We start from the raw sequence: 14,909 nt of genomic DNA on the forward strand, positions 1-14,909 counted from the left end.
TGGCCCCTACTGGAAGGAGGGCATGAAGCTCGGCTATCAGGATTGCGGCTGCTGGACGATGCTGAAATACGCCCAGATGGAGAAGATCAAGGCAGGCTGGCTCTATGCCCAGTTCAGCGTCTCCAAAAGCGTCAGCCTGAAGAAGGCGGTCTTGACCCAGCATCTGATCCGCAAGAGCGACATCGACAGCCAGGCGATGACTGATCTTGCACCTAAGCTTGGCGGGCTGGTGGAATTCTACCGCGGCCCGGCGGTGAAGGAATGGACTCCGACCGGTGTCAACGTGCCTGACTATGGCAAGATGGCACAGGTTTGGTGGCAGAACGTCTCCAACGCCATTGCGGGTTCGGTGACACCGCAGCAGGCGATGGACGGTCTGGCGCGAGACCAAGATGCGATTATGACCCGCATCCAGCGTTCGGGCGTACAGGGCGATCGCGGACCGCTCATGAACAAGCCGCAGACCGCCGAATACTGGTATCAGCAGGCTGAGAAGGACAAGAACCTGGCACCTCAGCGCAAGCTGGCCAATGAGAAGCCGCCCGGCCAGACGGTGGATTATGACGAGCTGATCAAGAGCTGGTCAGCACCCACCAGCAACAAGACCTGACGTGACGACCGGCCGGGAGGAGATGCTCCTCCCGGCCTCCTTACGACGCGAAAGAGAAAGAATGCCCGCGCATATCCTGGTGATCGACCAAGGCACCACCTCCACCCGCGCCATCGTCTTCGATGCCGCGATGCGGCCGGTGGCGAGCGCGCAGGAGGAATTTCCGCAGATCTTCCCCCATCCTGGCTGGGTCGAGCACAATCCCGAAACGCTGTGGGCGACGACGCTCGGCACCGCGCGTCAGGCGCTGGCCGAAGCCGGCCTGCGCGCGGGCGACATTGCCGGCCTCGGCATCGCCAATCAGCGTGAAACGGCACTCATTTGGGAACGCGCGACCGGGCGGCCCATTGCCAACGCCATCGTTTGGCAGGACCGCCGCACGGCGGCCCTCTGCGAGCGGCTTGAGACTGAGGGCCACGGCCCGATGATCGCCGAGCGCACGGGGCTCCGCCTCGATTCCTATTTCTCCGCGACCAAGATCGCCTGGATGCTCGACCAAGTGCCCGGCGCACGCGCCGAGGCCGAGGCCGGGCGCCTCGCCTTCGGCACGGTGGACAGCTTCCTCCTCTGGCGCCTCACCGAGGGCCGGGTCCATGCGACGGATGCGACCAATGCCGCCCGCACCCTGCTTTGCGACATCCGGACCGGCACTTGGGATGACGAACTCCTCGCAATCTTCAACATCCCGCGCGCGCTGTTGCCCGAGATCCGCGATTCGGCGGGTGATTTCGGCGCGACGCAGCCGGATTTCTTCGGCGGTCCCATCGCCATCCGCGGCATCGCGGGGGATCAGCAAGCGGCACTGATCGGCCAGGCCTGCTTTGCCCCAGGGACGGTAAAGGCGACCTACGGCACCGGCGGCTTTGTGCTGCTCAATATCGGCGAGACGCCAAAGCCCTCGCGCCACCGGTTGCTCACCACCATCGCCTGGCAGCGCGGCGGGCAGCGGCGCTATGCGTTGGAGGGCTCCATCTTCTCGGCCGGGGCGAGCGTGCAATGGCTACGCGATGGGCTCGGTCTGGTCGAGAATTCGGCCGAAACCGGCAGGCTCGCCGAGGCCTCCGACCCCGCGCAGCCGGTCTATCTCGTGCCGGCCTTTACCGGGCTCGGTGCCCCCTATTGGACCTCTCATGCCCGCGCCCTTCTCTGCGGCATCACGCGCGGCACGACGAAGAAGGAGCTGGCCCGCGCGGTGCTGGAAAGCGTTGGCTACCAGACCCGTGACCTGCTGCAGGCCATGCTCGCCGATTATGGCGAGCCGATCGACGATCTCGTCTTCCGGGTTGATGGCGGCATGTCGGCGAGCAACTGGACCATGCAATTTTTGGCAGACATGCTGGGCGAGCCGGTCGAGCGCCCAGCCTTCCGCGAGACGACGGCCATGGGCGCGGGCTACCTGGCGGGGCTCGATGCCGGCCTCTATCCAGAGCCCGAGGAATTCGCGCGGCTGTGGTCCCGTGACCGGCTTTTCGCCCCGCAGATGGACGAAATGACGCGAGCCGCGAAATATGCCGGCTGGCAGCATGCCGTGAAGCTCGCCACCACGCCTGAAGCGGAGTGAGCGGGGACGCGATGCGGATCACCTTCCGCTGCGATCCGGCTCTGACGGGCCATCTGCCGCGCCCCATGCCGGCACGCCAGGCCCTGCCCGACTGGCTCCGTCGCATGCCGCGCGATGCGTTCTCCGAGATGCACGGCGAGGCCCTGCGCACGGTGAAGCATTGCCCGCCCTTCGTCGATGCCATGGCGCAGGGCTTCGTCATCCCGCTGCCGTGCGATCTCGCGGTCGCGGAAGGTCGCATCACCTGGAACTGGGACCTGCCGCCGCTGAGCGCCCGCCACCATCCGCGGGCGCCGGTAAGCTTCCACAGCCCCGCACAGGTGAGCGGCACCCCGCTCTGGGGACCCGATCAGGTCATCGTCAAATTCAACAGTTTCTGGACGGTTGAACTGCCCGAGGGTTGGTCGCTCTTCGCCATGCACCCGGCGAACCGGGCAGACCTTCCCTTCCGCCTGCTCTCGGGTCTCATCGACGCCGACCGCTTTCATGACGTGGGCATTTTGTTCCCGGCCGTCTGGCTCGATCCGGATTTCTCCGGAATCCTGCCGCGCGGCACGCCCATTGCCCAATGCCTGCCCGTGCAGCGCGCACCGCTTGACCTCGCCTACGAAGCTTTCACGCCCGAAAACGCCGCGCGTTACGACGCGACGGCCGAACGGTTGCTCACGGAAACCGGTGTCTACCGCCGCGATTTCCGTGCCGTGCGTTCAGCAGCCGCCCCCGGAGAGGACGGCGCGGAGGGCTGAAGGCTTCAGCCATAGCGCACCCTGGGGGCTGGCCACCAGCGCCTGCGCGATGCGCCCGAAACTCTCGGGGCGAAGCTTGTAGGCTTCGGCATAGGCGGCCAGCGCGGCTTCCATCTGTCCGGCCTCCTGCAGCACCACGCCCTGGTTGAAGGCGGCTTCGTGGAAATCGGGTTTGCCCGCCAGCGCCCGCCCAAAGGCCTCGGCGGCTGCCGTGAAATCCCGGGAATCCTGGAGAGACAGGCCGAGGCTGTACCAGGCTGGCGCGAAATCGGCGTCCAAGTCCAGTGCTGCGCGGAAAGCCGCTTCAGCCGCTTTTCCCTGACCGAGGGCAGCGAGCCCTTGCCCCGCCCGATGCAGCAAGGCCGGCACCTCACCGGCAGCGGCGGCCCGGCGGAAGGCAAGGACGGCCGCCACCCGCTGGCCGCGGTCGCGCAAAACCTCGCCCAAAGCAAGCCAGCCGGGCGCATAGGCGGCAAAGGCTTCCAGACGGGGCAGAAGGGAGGCAGCCCCCGCATCGCCCGCTTGCAGCAATCGGATTGCGTCACGAAAGAGCGGCTCCGCCTCCTGGGCCACGTCCGGGGCCAGCGCCGTTCCCGATCCTTTCGCCATGCCCAAACTCCTTACGGCAAAATTATGGTGACGGCGCAACCAAGAGATCAAGACCCTGTGATGTTCATTCACATTCGGCCGGAGCCTCCAATCTGCCGTCCATCGCAGGACAGTCCAAGAGGAGGGAAGACGAAATGTGTAATTTTTCGCGCCATCCCGGCAATAGATGCGCCCCTGGCCAGACTGTCGAACCGCCCTCGCGCCATTCCCCAGGCCTCTGCCTGACATAAGATGACGGAGCATAGGCTGAGCGGGATCCCGCAGGCGCGCCGCGCCGCGCGGGCCCGCGCCATCATCCTTCTTCTAGCCAGCCTCGGGCTTTCCGGATGTTCGAGCCTCTCACGCGGCTTCCTGGCACCCGGCGGCCCCATCGCGCGCGCCGAGCGCCACGAATTTCTCATCGTCGGCATCGTCCTGCTTTTCGTGATGGCGCCGGTCTTTCTGCTGACGCCGCTCATCGCCTGGCATTATCGGCTGGCAAATACCAAAAGCGCCTTCCGCCCGAATTGGGGGTTCTCCTGGATCCTCGAAGTGCTGATCTGGGTTCCGCCGACCCTCATCGTCATCGGCCTCTCCGTGCTGCTCTGGGGCAGCACAGTCCGGCTCGATCCCTACCGGCCGGTGCCCGGCGCCACCGGGAAGCCGCTTGATGTCGACGTCGTTTCGCTCGATTGGAAATGGCTGTTCATCTATCCGGCGCAGCACATCGCGACCGTCAACCAGTTGGTATTGCCAGCGGGCCGGCCCGTGCATTTCGCGCTTACCAGCGGCACCGTTATGCAATCGCTGCTCATGCCGCAACTGGCCGGACAGATCTATGCCATGGCCGGCATGCGGACCGAGCTGAATTTCCTGGTTCATGCGCCCGGCACCTACTGGGGCGAAAATACCCAATTCAACGGAGACGGCTTTCAGAACCAGAAGTTTCAAATCAACGCGATTACGCCGGCCTCTTTCGCGGATTGGGTGGCGCATGCCCAAGCCGATCCGCACCGTTTGGACGATGCGGCCTACCAGACTCTGTCACGGCAATCGACGCTCGACAAGCCGATGACGTTCGGCGCCGTCGAGGACGGCATCTTCCAGCGCATCGTCCATCAGCAGATCACGCCCGGCTACGTGATCCAGCACCAGGAAGCCAAGCCCCATGCATGATCCGTCGCTTCTCTGGCATATCTTTCTCGGTCGCTTCGAATGGGATTCGCTGCCCTTCGTCAAGGCTTGGGAAAACCCGACGGTCAGCGAGCTGATCGCCGCCGGTGCGGCCGCCATCGTCATCCTCGGGGCCGTCATCTCCTTCGGCCTCATCACCTGGCTGCGCGCCTGGCGCTATCTCTGGACCGAGTGGCTGACCAGTCTCGATCACAAGAAGATCGGGATCATGTATATCGTCTTCGCCGTGGTCATGATTGCACGTGCCCTGATCGAGGCAGTACTCATGCGCGTGCAGCAGGCCATTGCGATCAATGCCCACGGGATTCTGGCGCCTGACCATTTCTCCCAGCTCTTCACAACCCATGGCACGATCATGGTCTTTTTCGTCGGCATGCCGCTGCTGACTGGACTGATCAACTTCGCCATGCCCATTCAGATCGGTTCGCGAGACGTCGCCTTCCCCTTCATGAACTCAGTCAGCCTGTGGCTGACGATCGGCGGCGGCGGGCTGATGATGGTCTCCCTCGTCATCGGCGAGTTCTCGACCGGCGGCTGGAGCGGCTATCCGCCCTATACGGAACTGGCATTCAACGGAGGCGTCGGCCCCGACTACTGGATCTGGGCAGTGACCATGAGTTCGCTCGGCGCGATGATGACCGGCATCAACTTCGCCGTTACCGTCTATAAGTTCCGGGCGCCGGGCATGCACTGGATGCGCATGCCACTGTTCTGCTGGACCTCGATCTGCACGGCGGTCCTGATGATCTTCGCGATGCCGCCGCTCACCATCGCGACGTTGCTGCTAGCGGCAGACCGCTATCTCGGCATGCACTTCTTCACGAATGGCGGCGGCGGCGACATGATGAATTATGTCAACCTCTTTTGGCTCTTCGGCCATCCGGAGGTCTATATCCTCATCCTGCCCGCCTTCGGCGTCTATTCCGAAGTTGTCTCCGCCTTCTCGTCAAAGGAACTCTACAGCTATGTGGGCCTCGTCATCGCCACGGTGGTGATCGCCTTCCTCTCCTTTACCGTTTGGCTGCATCATTTCTTCACCATGGGACAGAGTGCCGCGATCAACGCCTTCTTCGGCATCGCTACCATGGCGATCGGCATCCCGACCGGCGTGAAGATCTACAACTGGATCTGGACCATGTTCTGGGGCGAGGTGCGCTACACGGCCCCGATGCTCTTTTCAATCGCCTTCATGGTCACCTTCACGATTGGTGGGGCGGCCGGCATCGTTCTGGCTACCCCGCCACTCGACTACATGATGCACAACACGCTGTTTCTCATCGCGCATTTCCACAACATGCTGATCCCGGGGCTGCTCTACGGCATGATCGCGGGCTACCAATACTGGTTTCCCAAGGCCTTCGGATTCCGGCTGGACGAGTTTTGGGGCCGGATCTCCGTGCTCTTCTGGGTGGTCGGCTTCTACATGGCCTTCATGCCACTCTATGTGATGGGCGCGGCCGGTGTGGCGCGGCGGACGGACGAGCTTTTCGATCCTGCACTCCGCCCCTGGGTCATCGTCGCGGTGCTCGGGGCTTTCCTGATTTTCGCAGGCCTCGCTTGCCTCTTCATCCAGCTCTGGGTGAGCGTGAAGAACCGCCACCGACTGATGGTTCCGGCAGGCGATCCCTGGGACGGGCGCAGCCTTGAATGGTCCATCCCCTGCCCGGCCCCGGAGTATAATTTTGCGACCATCCCGCATGTCAGCCGCCGGGACGCCTACCACTGGCGTAAGATCAACGGCGGCGCATACAAGCCAGCGGATCATTACCGCGACATCGAGATGCCGAAGAACAGCATGTTCGGACCCGTGGTCGGCGTCGCTACGGCAATATCCTTCTTCGGCCTCGTCTGGCACATCTGGTGGATGGCGGCCTTGTTCTTCATCCTCGCCATCATCTCCGGTCTCGCCCGTAGCTTCATGCGCGACCTGCATAAGGTGATCCCGGCCGCCCAGGTTGAGGCAGCCGACCGCCGCTGGCTGGCTACCGCGGCAGCAGCCCGCCCGGTACCACGGACCCTCGAACTCAGCCCCGAAAACGAAGGACTGCCGCAATGTCAGGGGTAAGCGAACCCGAACTCACTCACGCCGGCCTCAACCTCTCGGACGAACCCGCCGGCGAACGCGCCCAGATCAACAGCGACGTCTTCGGCTTCTGGGTCTTCCTGATGAGCGACGCCGTGCTTTTCGCGCTTCTCTTTGCCCTCTACGGCACCATGGAAGGCAGAACGGCCGGCGGGCCGAGCCCGACGGATGATTTCAAATTCCACTCGGCCATCTGGGAGACGGCGGCGTTGCTCACCAGCAGCTTCTCCTACGGCATGGTTTCAATCTCCCTCAAGCATCACGCCCGGAAACGCTGGATCGCATTCTGGCTCGGCGTCACCTTCTGCCTCGGTGTCATCTTCCTCGGCATGGAAATCCACGATTTCGTGGACATGGCAAGCCACGGATCCACGCCCGAGGCGGATGGCTGGCTCTCCGCCTTCTTCGTGCTCGTCGGCATGCACGGCTTTCACGTGACCTGCGGCCTGATCTGGATTCTCACCATGGGCGCCCAGATCGCGATTTTCGGGCTTGATCGGCGGGTCAAGATCAACCTGATCCGCCTCGGCTTGTTCTGGCATTTCCTCGATGTCATCTGGGTCGCAATCTTCTCCGTCGTCTATCTTCAGGGACTGCTGTGATGGACCTCACACCCGAACTGCGCCGCGATCTTGCAACCTATGTCACTGGCTATGGCTTGGCGCTCCTGCTCACCGGCGGCGCCTTCGCTATTGTCTATTTTCATCTCTTTTCGAAACCGGCTGAATTCGCGGCCGTGCTCGCGCTCGCCTTCATCCAGGTGCTGGTTCATATGCGCTGCTTCTTGCATGTCGACTTCAAGCGCTCCGCCCGCGCGGATCTCCAGCTCATCCTCTTCTCGACGATGATCATCTGCCTGATGGTGGGCGGCACGCTCGTCATTCTCTTCAACCTGCAAGCGCGGATGATGTAGGCCACGGCCCGCCGCACGCTTTGCCGACGTCCAGGGATGCCATGTCAACAAAACTCGAAGATTACGCGATGATCGGTGATGGCCAGACGATCGCCCTCGTCAACCGCACCGGCTCTATCGACTGGCTTTGCCTGCCACGATTTGACAGTGATGCCTGCTTCGCCTCCCTGCTCGGTGACGCGAGCCACGGCTGCTGGCAGCTCTCCCCTCAAGCGGAGCCGACCGAGATACGGCGGCGCTACTGCGGCGACACTTTGGTACTGGAGACCGAATTCCGGACGGCGGGGGGCATCGCTCAGGTGCTGGATTTCATGCCCATTCGTAAGGACAAAGAATCCGCCCTCGTCCGCATCGTGACCGGGATCGAAGGCGAGGTCGCCATGCGCTCGACGCTCTCCGCCCGCTTCGACTATGGCACGGTTTCCCCTTGGTATACCGATAGCAAGAACGGCGCGATCATCGGCAAGGTCGGACCGGATCTCGTGGTCATCCGCGCCGATGTTCCGATGCAGCGCGACCAAGAGACCGTGACCGCCGATTTCCGGGTCAAGACAGGCGAGCGTTTTGCCTTCACCCTGCAGCATGATGGATCAACTTCAGAACCGCCCCTGCCGCTCGATGCCGAGCGTCTTCTTGGCGAGACAAAGTCCTGGTGGCTCGACTGGATCGCGCGTTTCAACAAGCCGACGGAGTGGCCGGACTTGGTCAAGCGCTCGCTTATCGTGCTCAAGGCGCTGACCTACTTCCCGACCGGCGGCATCGTCGCCGCTGGCACCACGGGCCTGCCCGAAAAGCCGGGCGGGCAGATGAACTGGGACTACCGCTATTGCTGGCTGCGGGATTCGACCTTCACCCTGACCGCCTTTCTCAATGCCGGCTTCAAGGATGAGGCGCACGAATGGCTGCACTGGCTGCTGCGCGCCGTGGCTGGCGACCCCGACCGCATCCGCATCGCCTATCGGGTGGATGGCGGCCGGCATCTATACGAATGGCAGGCGGATTGGCTGCCGGGCTGGGAGGGTGCGCGGCCGGTTCGCGTCGGGAATGGAGCGGCGCGGCAGCGCCAGCTCGACATCTTCGGCGAAATCATCGATTCCACTCATCTTGCGGAGCGCGCAGGGCTTGAGCGTAGCGACTGGGAGGGCGCGGTCGAGCGTCGGCTCGTTCTTCGGGTGGCCGAGACGTGGCGTGCACCGGACCAGGGGCTTTGGGAAGCCCGCGGCCGCCCCAAGCACTATGTCTACTCCAAGGCGATGGCCTGGGTCGCGGTTGACCGCTTCCTCAAGATGGCGAGCACGCAATCGCACTGCGAGCCGGAGTTGCGGACAAAGCTGGAACGCCTCCGCGATGAAATGCATGCCGAAATCTGCGCGCGCGGCTGGTCGGAGAAGCGCGGCAGCTTCGTAGCCCACTACGCGACCCGCCGACTGGACGGGAGCCTGCTGTTGCTGCCGCTCGTGGGTTTCCTGCCGATCGACGATCCGCGCATCACGACCACCATCGCCGCCTGCGAAGCGGAACTGATGGAAGGCGGCTTCATGCGGCGGCACAAGGCACCGGCCTTCGGCACCGAGGAGGGCAGCTTCATCGCCTGTTCCTGCTGGCTCGCCAACTGCATGGTGCTGCAGGGACGCCACGATGAGGCCCGCGCTCTTCTTGGGCGCATCGCCGGCATCGCCAATGAGGTCGGCCTGCTGTCGGAGGAATATCACGTCCGCGAAGGGCGCCTGCTCGGCAATCTGCCCCAGGCGCTGTCCCACCTTTCCTTCATCAATGCCGCCCTCAACCTCTCAGGGCCGGTTCTGCAGCGCGGTGGCGGCTAGAGAGGGGATTGAGAGTTCGACCACAGGCTTTCAGGCACGAAACCTGCTTCACCTCTTCCCGGCGCGAAACGATGCGTCGTGATCACGGACCGAGGCAGAGACAGATGGATTTGACCGCCCTTCCCTTCGACGCCGGCGCCATGCTGGCGCGCCTGAAACCCTGGATCCTCTGTGAGAGCCCGACGCATGACGCGGCGGCCGTCAACCGCATGATGGACCTGGCGGCCTGGGAACTGGCTTCCTCGGGCGCCAGCATCGAGCGCATCCCCGGCCGCATGGGTTTTGGGGATTGCCTCCGCGCACGCTTTCCGCATCGCAAGGCGGGCACCCCCGGCATCCTCGTCATGGCGCATCTCGATACGGTTCATCCTGTCGGCACCCTCGCCGATCTTCCCTTTCGCGAGGAGGACGGGCGCTGCTGGGGTCCGGGGATCTGGGACATGAAGGGTGGCACGTTCGCCGCCCTGGAGGCGATCCGCAGCCTCGCCGCCACCGGGCTCGCAAGCCCGTTGCCGGTGACCCTGCTGCTGACAAGCGATGAGGAAGTGGGCAGCCCCTCGACGCGGGATCTGATCGAGGCGGAGGCTGGCCGCCACCGCTACGTGCTGGTGCCGGAGCCGGCAACGCCCGATCGTGGCGTCATCACCGGCCGCTTTGCCATCGCCCGCTTCCACCTGAAGGCCGAAGGCCGGCCAAGCCATGCCGGCGCGGCACTCGCCGAAGGCCGCTCCGCCATCCGCGAAATGGCGCGCCAGACCCTCGCAATCGAGGATATGACGACGCCGGACTGCACCTTCAGCGTCGGCATCGTCGCGGGCGGCCAATGGGTGAACTGTGTCGCCACTACTTGCGAGGGCGAAGTGCTGAGCATGGCCAAGCGCCAGGCCGATCTCGATGCCGGGGTTGCGCGCATGCTGGCGCTCCAGGGCAGCACGCCCGAGACCCGCTTCACAGCGACGCGCACGGTAACGCGCCCGGTCTGGGAGCCGAATGCCGCCTGCCTTGGCCTCTATGAAAGGGCGAAGGGAGTGGCGGCGCGGCTCGGCCTCACCCTGCCTCATCACAGCGCAGGCGGCGGCTCGGATGCCAATTTTACCGGCGCGCTCGGGATTGCGAGCCTCGACGGTCTCGGCCTCGTCGGGGGGTACGGCCATACGCTGAATGAGCAGATCGAGGTGGCGAGCCTGGCCGAGCGGGCCCGGCTGATGGCCGGTCTGCTGCTCGAGTTAGACTGAGTCCGGAACCGTTTCAGTCGACCGTCATGCGGGCGATTTTTGACCCGAGATCGGCGGCCGATTGTATCGGTTTGTGGCCCGGCCCTTGCATGACGCCCATGCGTTTACCACATCGATCAAGGGCGAGTTCATGAAACGAGCGTTTGGCTTCCTCCTGGCCGTTTCCGCAGCGCTGACGGGGCTGGCGGGGCTCACCCCTGCCGCCCGGGCCGCGGATGCGGGGGTGCTGCATATCTACAACTGGACTGACTATACCGCTCCCGACCTCATCAAGAAGTTCGAGAAGGAAACCGGGATCAAGGTGACGCTCGACACCTATGATTCGAACGAAACGCTCCTCGCCAAGCTGAAAGCCGGCGCCACGGGCTATGACCTCGTCATCGTCTCCAACGACTTCGTGAAGATCTTCATCGATCAACATCTGATCCAGAAGGTTGACGCCTCTTCGATGCCCAACTTCAAGAATCTGGAGCCGCGCTGGCAGAAACGCGACTGGGACCCCTCGGCTGACTACACCGTGCCGTGGCAGTGGGGCACCACTTCCTTCATCTACGACACGAAAGTCTATCCGGGTCCGGTCGACAGCTTCTCCACCCTGTTTAAGCCGCCGGCGGTCTTCAAGGGCAAGATCGGCATGCTGGGGTCACCAAGTGAGGTCATCAACCTCGCTTTGGCCTATGAAGGTGCCAAGCCCTGCGACAGCGACCCCAAGCTGATGAAGGAGACCCTGGCACTCCTGCAGGCGCAGAAGCCCTTCGTGAAGGTCTATAACTCGGATGCGATCGATGACCGCATGATCTCCGGCGAGACGACCATGAGCATGGAGTGGTCAGGGGGTGCGGCCCGTGTGCGGGCGCGCAAGCCCTCCGTGCGCTACGTCTACGCCAAGGAAGGCGGAGTTGGTTGGATGGACAACCTCGCCGTTCCCGTGAATGCACCGGACGTTGATAACGCCAAGAAGTTCATGAACTTCATGATGGACCCCGAGAATGCGGCGCTGGAGACGAAGTTCGCCCAGTACCAGAACGCGGTGCCCGCTTCTGCCCAATATCTGCCGGACAGCATTACCAAGGCACCCGAGTTCAATCCGCCGGCGGGCTACAAGATCGCCTTCTCGCCGGGTTGCGACGTGAAGGCGACCAAGAGCTTCGACCGCATCTGGACGCTGCTGCGCCAGTAGGCTGCGTTACTTCTTGGGCGTGGAGACGGCGGCTGGTGCCGTGGTCTCCATCTGCTCGGCCTGGATCGTTTGAGGCGGCACGGGCGGCGAATGAAAGGCTGAGGACTTGTCGTAGTCCTTGCCCGTCACCGGCTGCATCGTGGCTTCCGGCTGGCGCATGCAGCCGCGGAAGATCGGGTCACAAACACCATCATCACCGATCGTCTCATCATCGGAGCCGGTGTAGTGCACCTCCGACACCTTGTTGTTGACCACACGCACATCGGCAATGCAACCGGTGCCCGATCCTCCGAGCGCGACACCGCCGAGGCTGAGAGGCAGCGTCAGCGTGAACCCGTTTCCGCTCGAAGGATTGTAGGTATAGGTGTCGACATGCGCGGCCTTGTTGATCGGGGACGATTTGGCGGGCGGGCCGGCGCAGGAGAGCAGATCGGCGGAACTCATCCCGATCATGCTGATCTGTGCCTCATGCGCCTGGCGCGACGCGCCATAGCCGCATCCGGCGAGGGAAAGGGTCGCTAGCAGGATGGCAGAACGGCGCATGTCATCTCCGGTCAATGTATCGCAGTTCTCATTTGCGTCCAATATTCTGGCGTGAAACCCGCAGCGGGGGCGCAAAACGCATCGCCCTACTCAATTGCCCGTGAAGCGGGTGCGCCGCCGGAACCGGGGAAATACGGTATTGGTCATTGTGGCGAGGATCGAATGTCTTCGCTCTGTAACGGGAAGATGCTCGGAAGCGTTGGACAAAGCGGGAGCGTTCTGTACCAAACGGGCGCCGTTCATCGCTCGCGCCGCGGTACGAATCCGGCGGCATTCGAGCCCGGAGTCCGAACATGAGTTTTACGCAGGTTGCCGCCCTGTTCTGTCTGGCGGCGACGGTCCTCAACCTGACGGGCCTCGCGATCGCAGCGCTGCGGCTGCGGCGCCCCCGCGGCCTGCTCGCCGTGTCGCCCGCCGCCCCCGCAGTCACCATCATCCGGCCACTCTGCCGCATCAACAACTATGAGCGCGAGACCCTCGCCTCCACCTTCGCGCTCGATTACCCGAATTATGAGATCCTGTTCTGTGTCGAGGATGCGGACGATCCCGTGGTGGGTCTGGTCCATGGGCTGATGGCCGCTCATCCGAAGGTACGGGCCGAATTGCTGATCGGCCAAGACCGCCGCACCGCCAACCCCAAGCTGAACAACTGCCTCAAGGCCTGGGAGGTGGCGGGCCACGGCTGGGTGATCATGGCGGACAGCAACGTGCTGATGCCGCGCGACTATGTTCAGCGCATGATGGCACGCTGGCGGGACGATACCGGCCTCGTCTGCTCGATGCCGATCGGCAGCCATCCGGGCAATTTCTGGGCCGAACTGGAATGCGCCTTCCTGAATACCTTCCAGGCGCGCTGGCAATATGTGGGCGAAAGCCTCGGCCAAGGCTTTGCCCAGGGCAAGAGCATGCTGATGCGACGCGACGTCGTGGAGGCAGGTGGCGGGCTGCTGCGTGCCCTCGGCGCGGAACTCGCCGAGGATGCGGCCTTCACCAAACTGGTCCGCGCGGCGGGGCTGCATGTCCATCTCGTCGATATGCCGTTCGAACAGCCGCTCGGCCGCAGGCGGGTGCAGGAGGTCTGGTCCCGCCAGGCGCGTTGGGCCATGCTGCGGCGGCTCACCTTTCCCGTCATGTTCGTGCCCGAATTGCTGACCGGCGCCTTCTTCCCGATCGTCGCCGGCATCTATGCCGCCTGGCAGGCCGATTTGAACGTCGCCATGGTCGCGGTCGGACTTGCTGGCCTTTGGTTCGGCGGCGAAATCCTGCTCGCGCGCCGCGCTGGCTGGCATGTCTCGTCCCGGCTGCTCCTCGCCTGCGCGCTCAGGGATTGCCTGCTGCCCGCACTCTGGCTGGTAGCCTGGCTCCGCCAGGACTATGTCTGGCGGGGTAATGCGGTGAAGGTGCAGCCGGTCATGGCCGAGGAGTTGGATTGATCAAGACGCGGATCGGGGCGGTCCTGCTGGCTGCCGGCTTGCTCGGTGCAACCCCGGCCCTGGCGCAGACCAAGGTCGGCAGTGTCGATACGACGTTTCGCCTGCTCGGCGCCAATGACCGCGTGGTGATTGATCGCTACGATGATCCGGATGTGCCCAACGCCTCCTGCTACGTCTCGCATGCGGCGACGGGCGGCGTTTCGGGCAGCCTCGGCCTCGCCGAGGACCCGTCGCGCTTCTCCATTGCCTGCCGGGCCACGGGCCCAGTCGCCTGGCCCGAGAAACTGCCGGACAAGCAGCGCGTCTTCTCCCAGGCACTTTCGGTCTTCTTCAAGCATCTCGAAGTCTATCGCCTGCTCGACCGGGAGAAGAAGGTGGTCCTCTACCTCGTCATCAGCAGCCGCTTGAAGGAAGGCAGCCCCTTCAACTCGATCAGCGCGGTGGCGACGACGCCGACCGCCCCCTGAGGCTCGGCCCGGTCGATCAGTTCGGGATCGCGCGCGGCCGCAGCGCCGGCAGGCAAGATCCCGACTGGTCGAAGACATAGGCGAGTTCGCCGCGCAGGCCGAGTTGAAGTTCCGAAGCCCGGCCGATATCGCCATGGCCATGGGTCTTGACGTTGATGGCCGTGCCGTCCGCGAGCTGGACGTGCGCCAGAACCTCGCCTCCCAGATGTTCCACCATCTGCGCCCGCGCGGGCAGAAAGGCCTCCCCCGCCCCGCCGACGGCCTCCCCGATGCCGATATGCTCGGGCCTGAGGCCGAGGCTGACCGGCTGGCCTGAGGCCAGACCGTCGGTCGCCACGGGCACCAGGAGCGTGCCGCCGCCGGGCAGGCCGACGGTAACGCCCTCCGGTCCTGTTGCCTGCACGGCGCTCGGCAGTAAGTTCATCTTGGGTGAGCCGATGAAACTCGCGACGAAGAGGTTGCGCGGTTGGCGATAGAGTTCGAGCGGCGCGCCGATCTGCTCCACCGCGCCTTTGTTCAACACCGCGATGCGG

General features: G+C 64.1%; 15 protein-coding genes. 12 read left to right on the forward strand and 3 right to left on the reverse strand.

Annotated elements, in window-relative coordinates; translation table 11 throughout:
- From VL752_RS08410 to VL752_RS08420, 3 genes are all read left to right on the forward strand, one after another.
- A partial coding sequence (locus VL752_RS08410; protein WP_413788765.1) for a hypothetical protein occupies nt 1–610 on the forward strand: 610 nt, incomplete at its 5' end.
- 61 nt (nt 611–671) lie between these two features.
- A complete protein-coding gene (gene glpK, locus VL752_RS08415; RefSeq protein ID WP_325354082.1) occupies nt 672–2,171 on the forward strand; it encodes a glycerol kinase GlpK in 1,500 nt (499 codons plus the stop codon).
- 11 nt (nt 2,172–2,182) lie between these two features.
- Entirely contained in the window at nt 2,183–2,917 is a 735-nt protein-coding gene (locus tag VL752_RS08420; protein WP_325354084.1) for a hypothetical protein, read from the forward strand.
- On the opposite strand, the gene VL752_RS08425 is transcribed toward VL752_RS08420, so the two are convergent.
- On the reverse strand, nt 2,879–3,526 hold the full coding sequence (locus VL752_RS08425) for a tetratricopeptide repeat protein (RefSeq protein ID WP_325354086.1): 648 nt from the start codon (nt 3,524–3,526) through the stop codon (nt 2,879–2,881). The two genes, VL752_RS08420 and VL752_RS08425, sit on opposite strands and share 39 nt — an antisense overlap.
- Before the next feature lie 231 nt (nt 3,527–3,757).
- Here VL752_RS08425 and VL752_RS08430 point away from each other — a divergent pair, with 231 nt between their 5' ends.
- The 7 genes from VL752_RS08430 to VL752_RS08460 all read left to right on the forward strand — a co-directional run bounded on the left by VL752_RS08430 (nt 3,758) and on the right by VL752_RS08460 (nt 11,933).
- Nucleotides 3,758–4,681, forward strand: coding sequence for a ubiquinol oxidase subunit II (locus VL752_RS08430; protein ID WP_325354088.1), 924 nt, complete (start codon nt 3,758–3,760; stop codon nt 4,679–4,681).
- A complete protein-coding gene (locus VL752_RS08435; RefSeq protein WP_325354090.1) occupies nt 4,674–6,764 on the forward strand; it encodes a cbb3-type cytochrome c oxidase subunit I in 2,091 nt (696 codons plus the stop codon). The genes VL752_RS08430 and VL752_RS08435 overlap by 8 nt, the downstream gene beginning before the upstream one ends.
- The gene (locus tag VL752_RS08440) at nt 6,752–7,384 is read left to right on the forward strand and encodes a cytochrome c oxidase subunit 3 (protein ID WP_325354092.1); all 633 of its coding nucleotides are present in this window, start codon (nt 6,752–6,754) and stop codon (nt 7,382–7,384) included. The genes VL752_RS08435 and VL752_RS08440 overlap by 13 nt, the downstream gene beginning before the upstream one ends.
- Nucleotides 7,384–7,695, forward strand: a complete 312-nt coding sequence (locus VL752_RS08445; RefSeq protein WP_325354094.1) for a cytochrome o ubiquinol oxidase subunit IV — start codon at nt 7,384–7,386, stop codon at nt 7,693–7,695. Before VL752_RS08440 ends, VL752_RS08445 begins: the two co-directional genes overlap by 1 nt.
- A 41-nt stretch (nt 7,696–7,736) precedes the next feature.
- Nucleotides 7,737–9,518: a glycoside hydrolase family 15 protein gene (locus VL752_RS08450; RefSeq protein WP_325354096.1), complete on the forward strand. Its 1,782-nt coding sequence runs from the start codon at nt 7,737–7,739 to the stop codon at nt 9,516–9,518.
- Between the two features lie 104 nt (nt 9,519–9,622).
- A complete protein-coding gene (locus VL752_RS08455) occupies nt 9,623–10,753 on the forward strand; it encodes a M20/M25/M40 family metallo-hydrolase (protein ID WP_325354098.1) in 1,131 nt (376 codons plus the stop codon).
- A gap of 130 nt (nt 10,754–10,883) precedes the next feature.
- On the forward strand, nt 10,884–11,933 hold the full coding sequence (locus VL752_RS08460) for an extracellular solute-binding protein (protein WP_325354100.1): 1,050 nt from the start codon (nt 10,884–10,886) through the stop codon (nt 11,931–11,933).
- A 6-nt stretch (nt 11,934–11,939) separates the two neighbouring features.
- Here the strand turns inward: VL752_RS08460 and VL752_RS08465 are convergent, their stop codons facing one another.
- Nucleotides 11,940–12,476, reverse strand: coding sequence for a hypothetical protein (locus tag VL752_RS08465; protein ID WP_325354102.1), 537 nt, complete (start codon nt 12,474–12,476; stop codon nt 11,940–11,942).
- Nucleotides 12,477–12,769: 293 nt separating this feature from the next.
- On the opposite strand from VL752_RS08465, the gene VL752_RS08470 reads away from it, so the two are divergent.
- A complete protein-coding gene (locus VL752_RS08470; protein WP_325354104.1) occupies nt 12,770–13,909 on the forward strand; it encodes a ceramide glucosyltransferase in 1,140 nt (379 codons plus the stop codon).
- On the forward strand, nt 13,906–14,376 hold the full coding sequence (locus VL752_RS08475) for a CreA family protein (RefSeq protein WP_325354106.1): 471 nt from the start codon (nt 13,906–13,908) through the stop codon (nt 14,374–14,376). Before VL752_RS08470 ends, VL752_RS08475 begins: the two co-directional genes overlap by 4 nt.
- Before the next feature lie 16 nt (nt 14,377–14,392).
- Here the strand turns inward: VL752_RS08475 and VL752_RS08480 are convergent.
- Nucleotides 14,393–14,909: TOBE domain-containing protein (locus VL752_RS08480; RefSeq protein WP_325354108.1), on the reverse strand; the 517-nt coding region annotated here is incomplete at its 5' end.

Source organism: Acidisoma sp. (assembly GCF_035492295.1).
Lineage (GTDB): Bacteria > Pseudomonadota > Alphaproteobacteria > Acetobacterales > Acetobacteraceae > Acidisoma.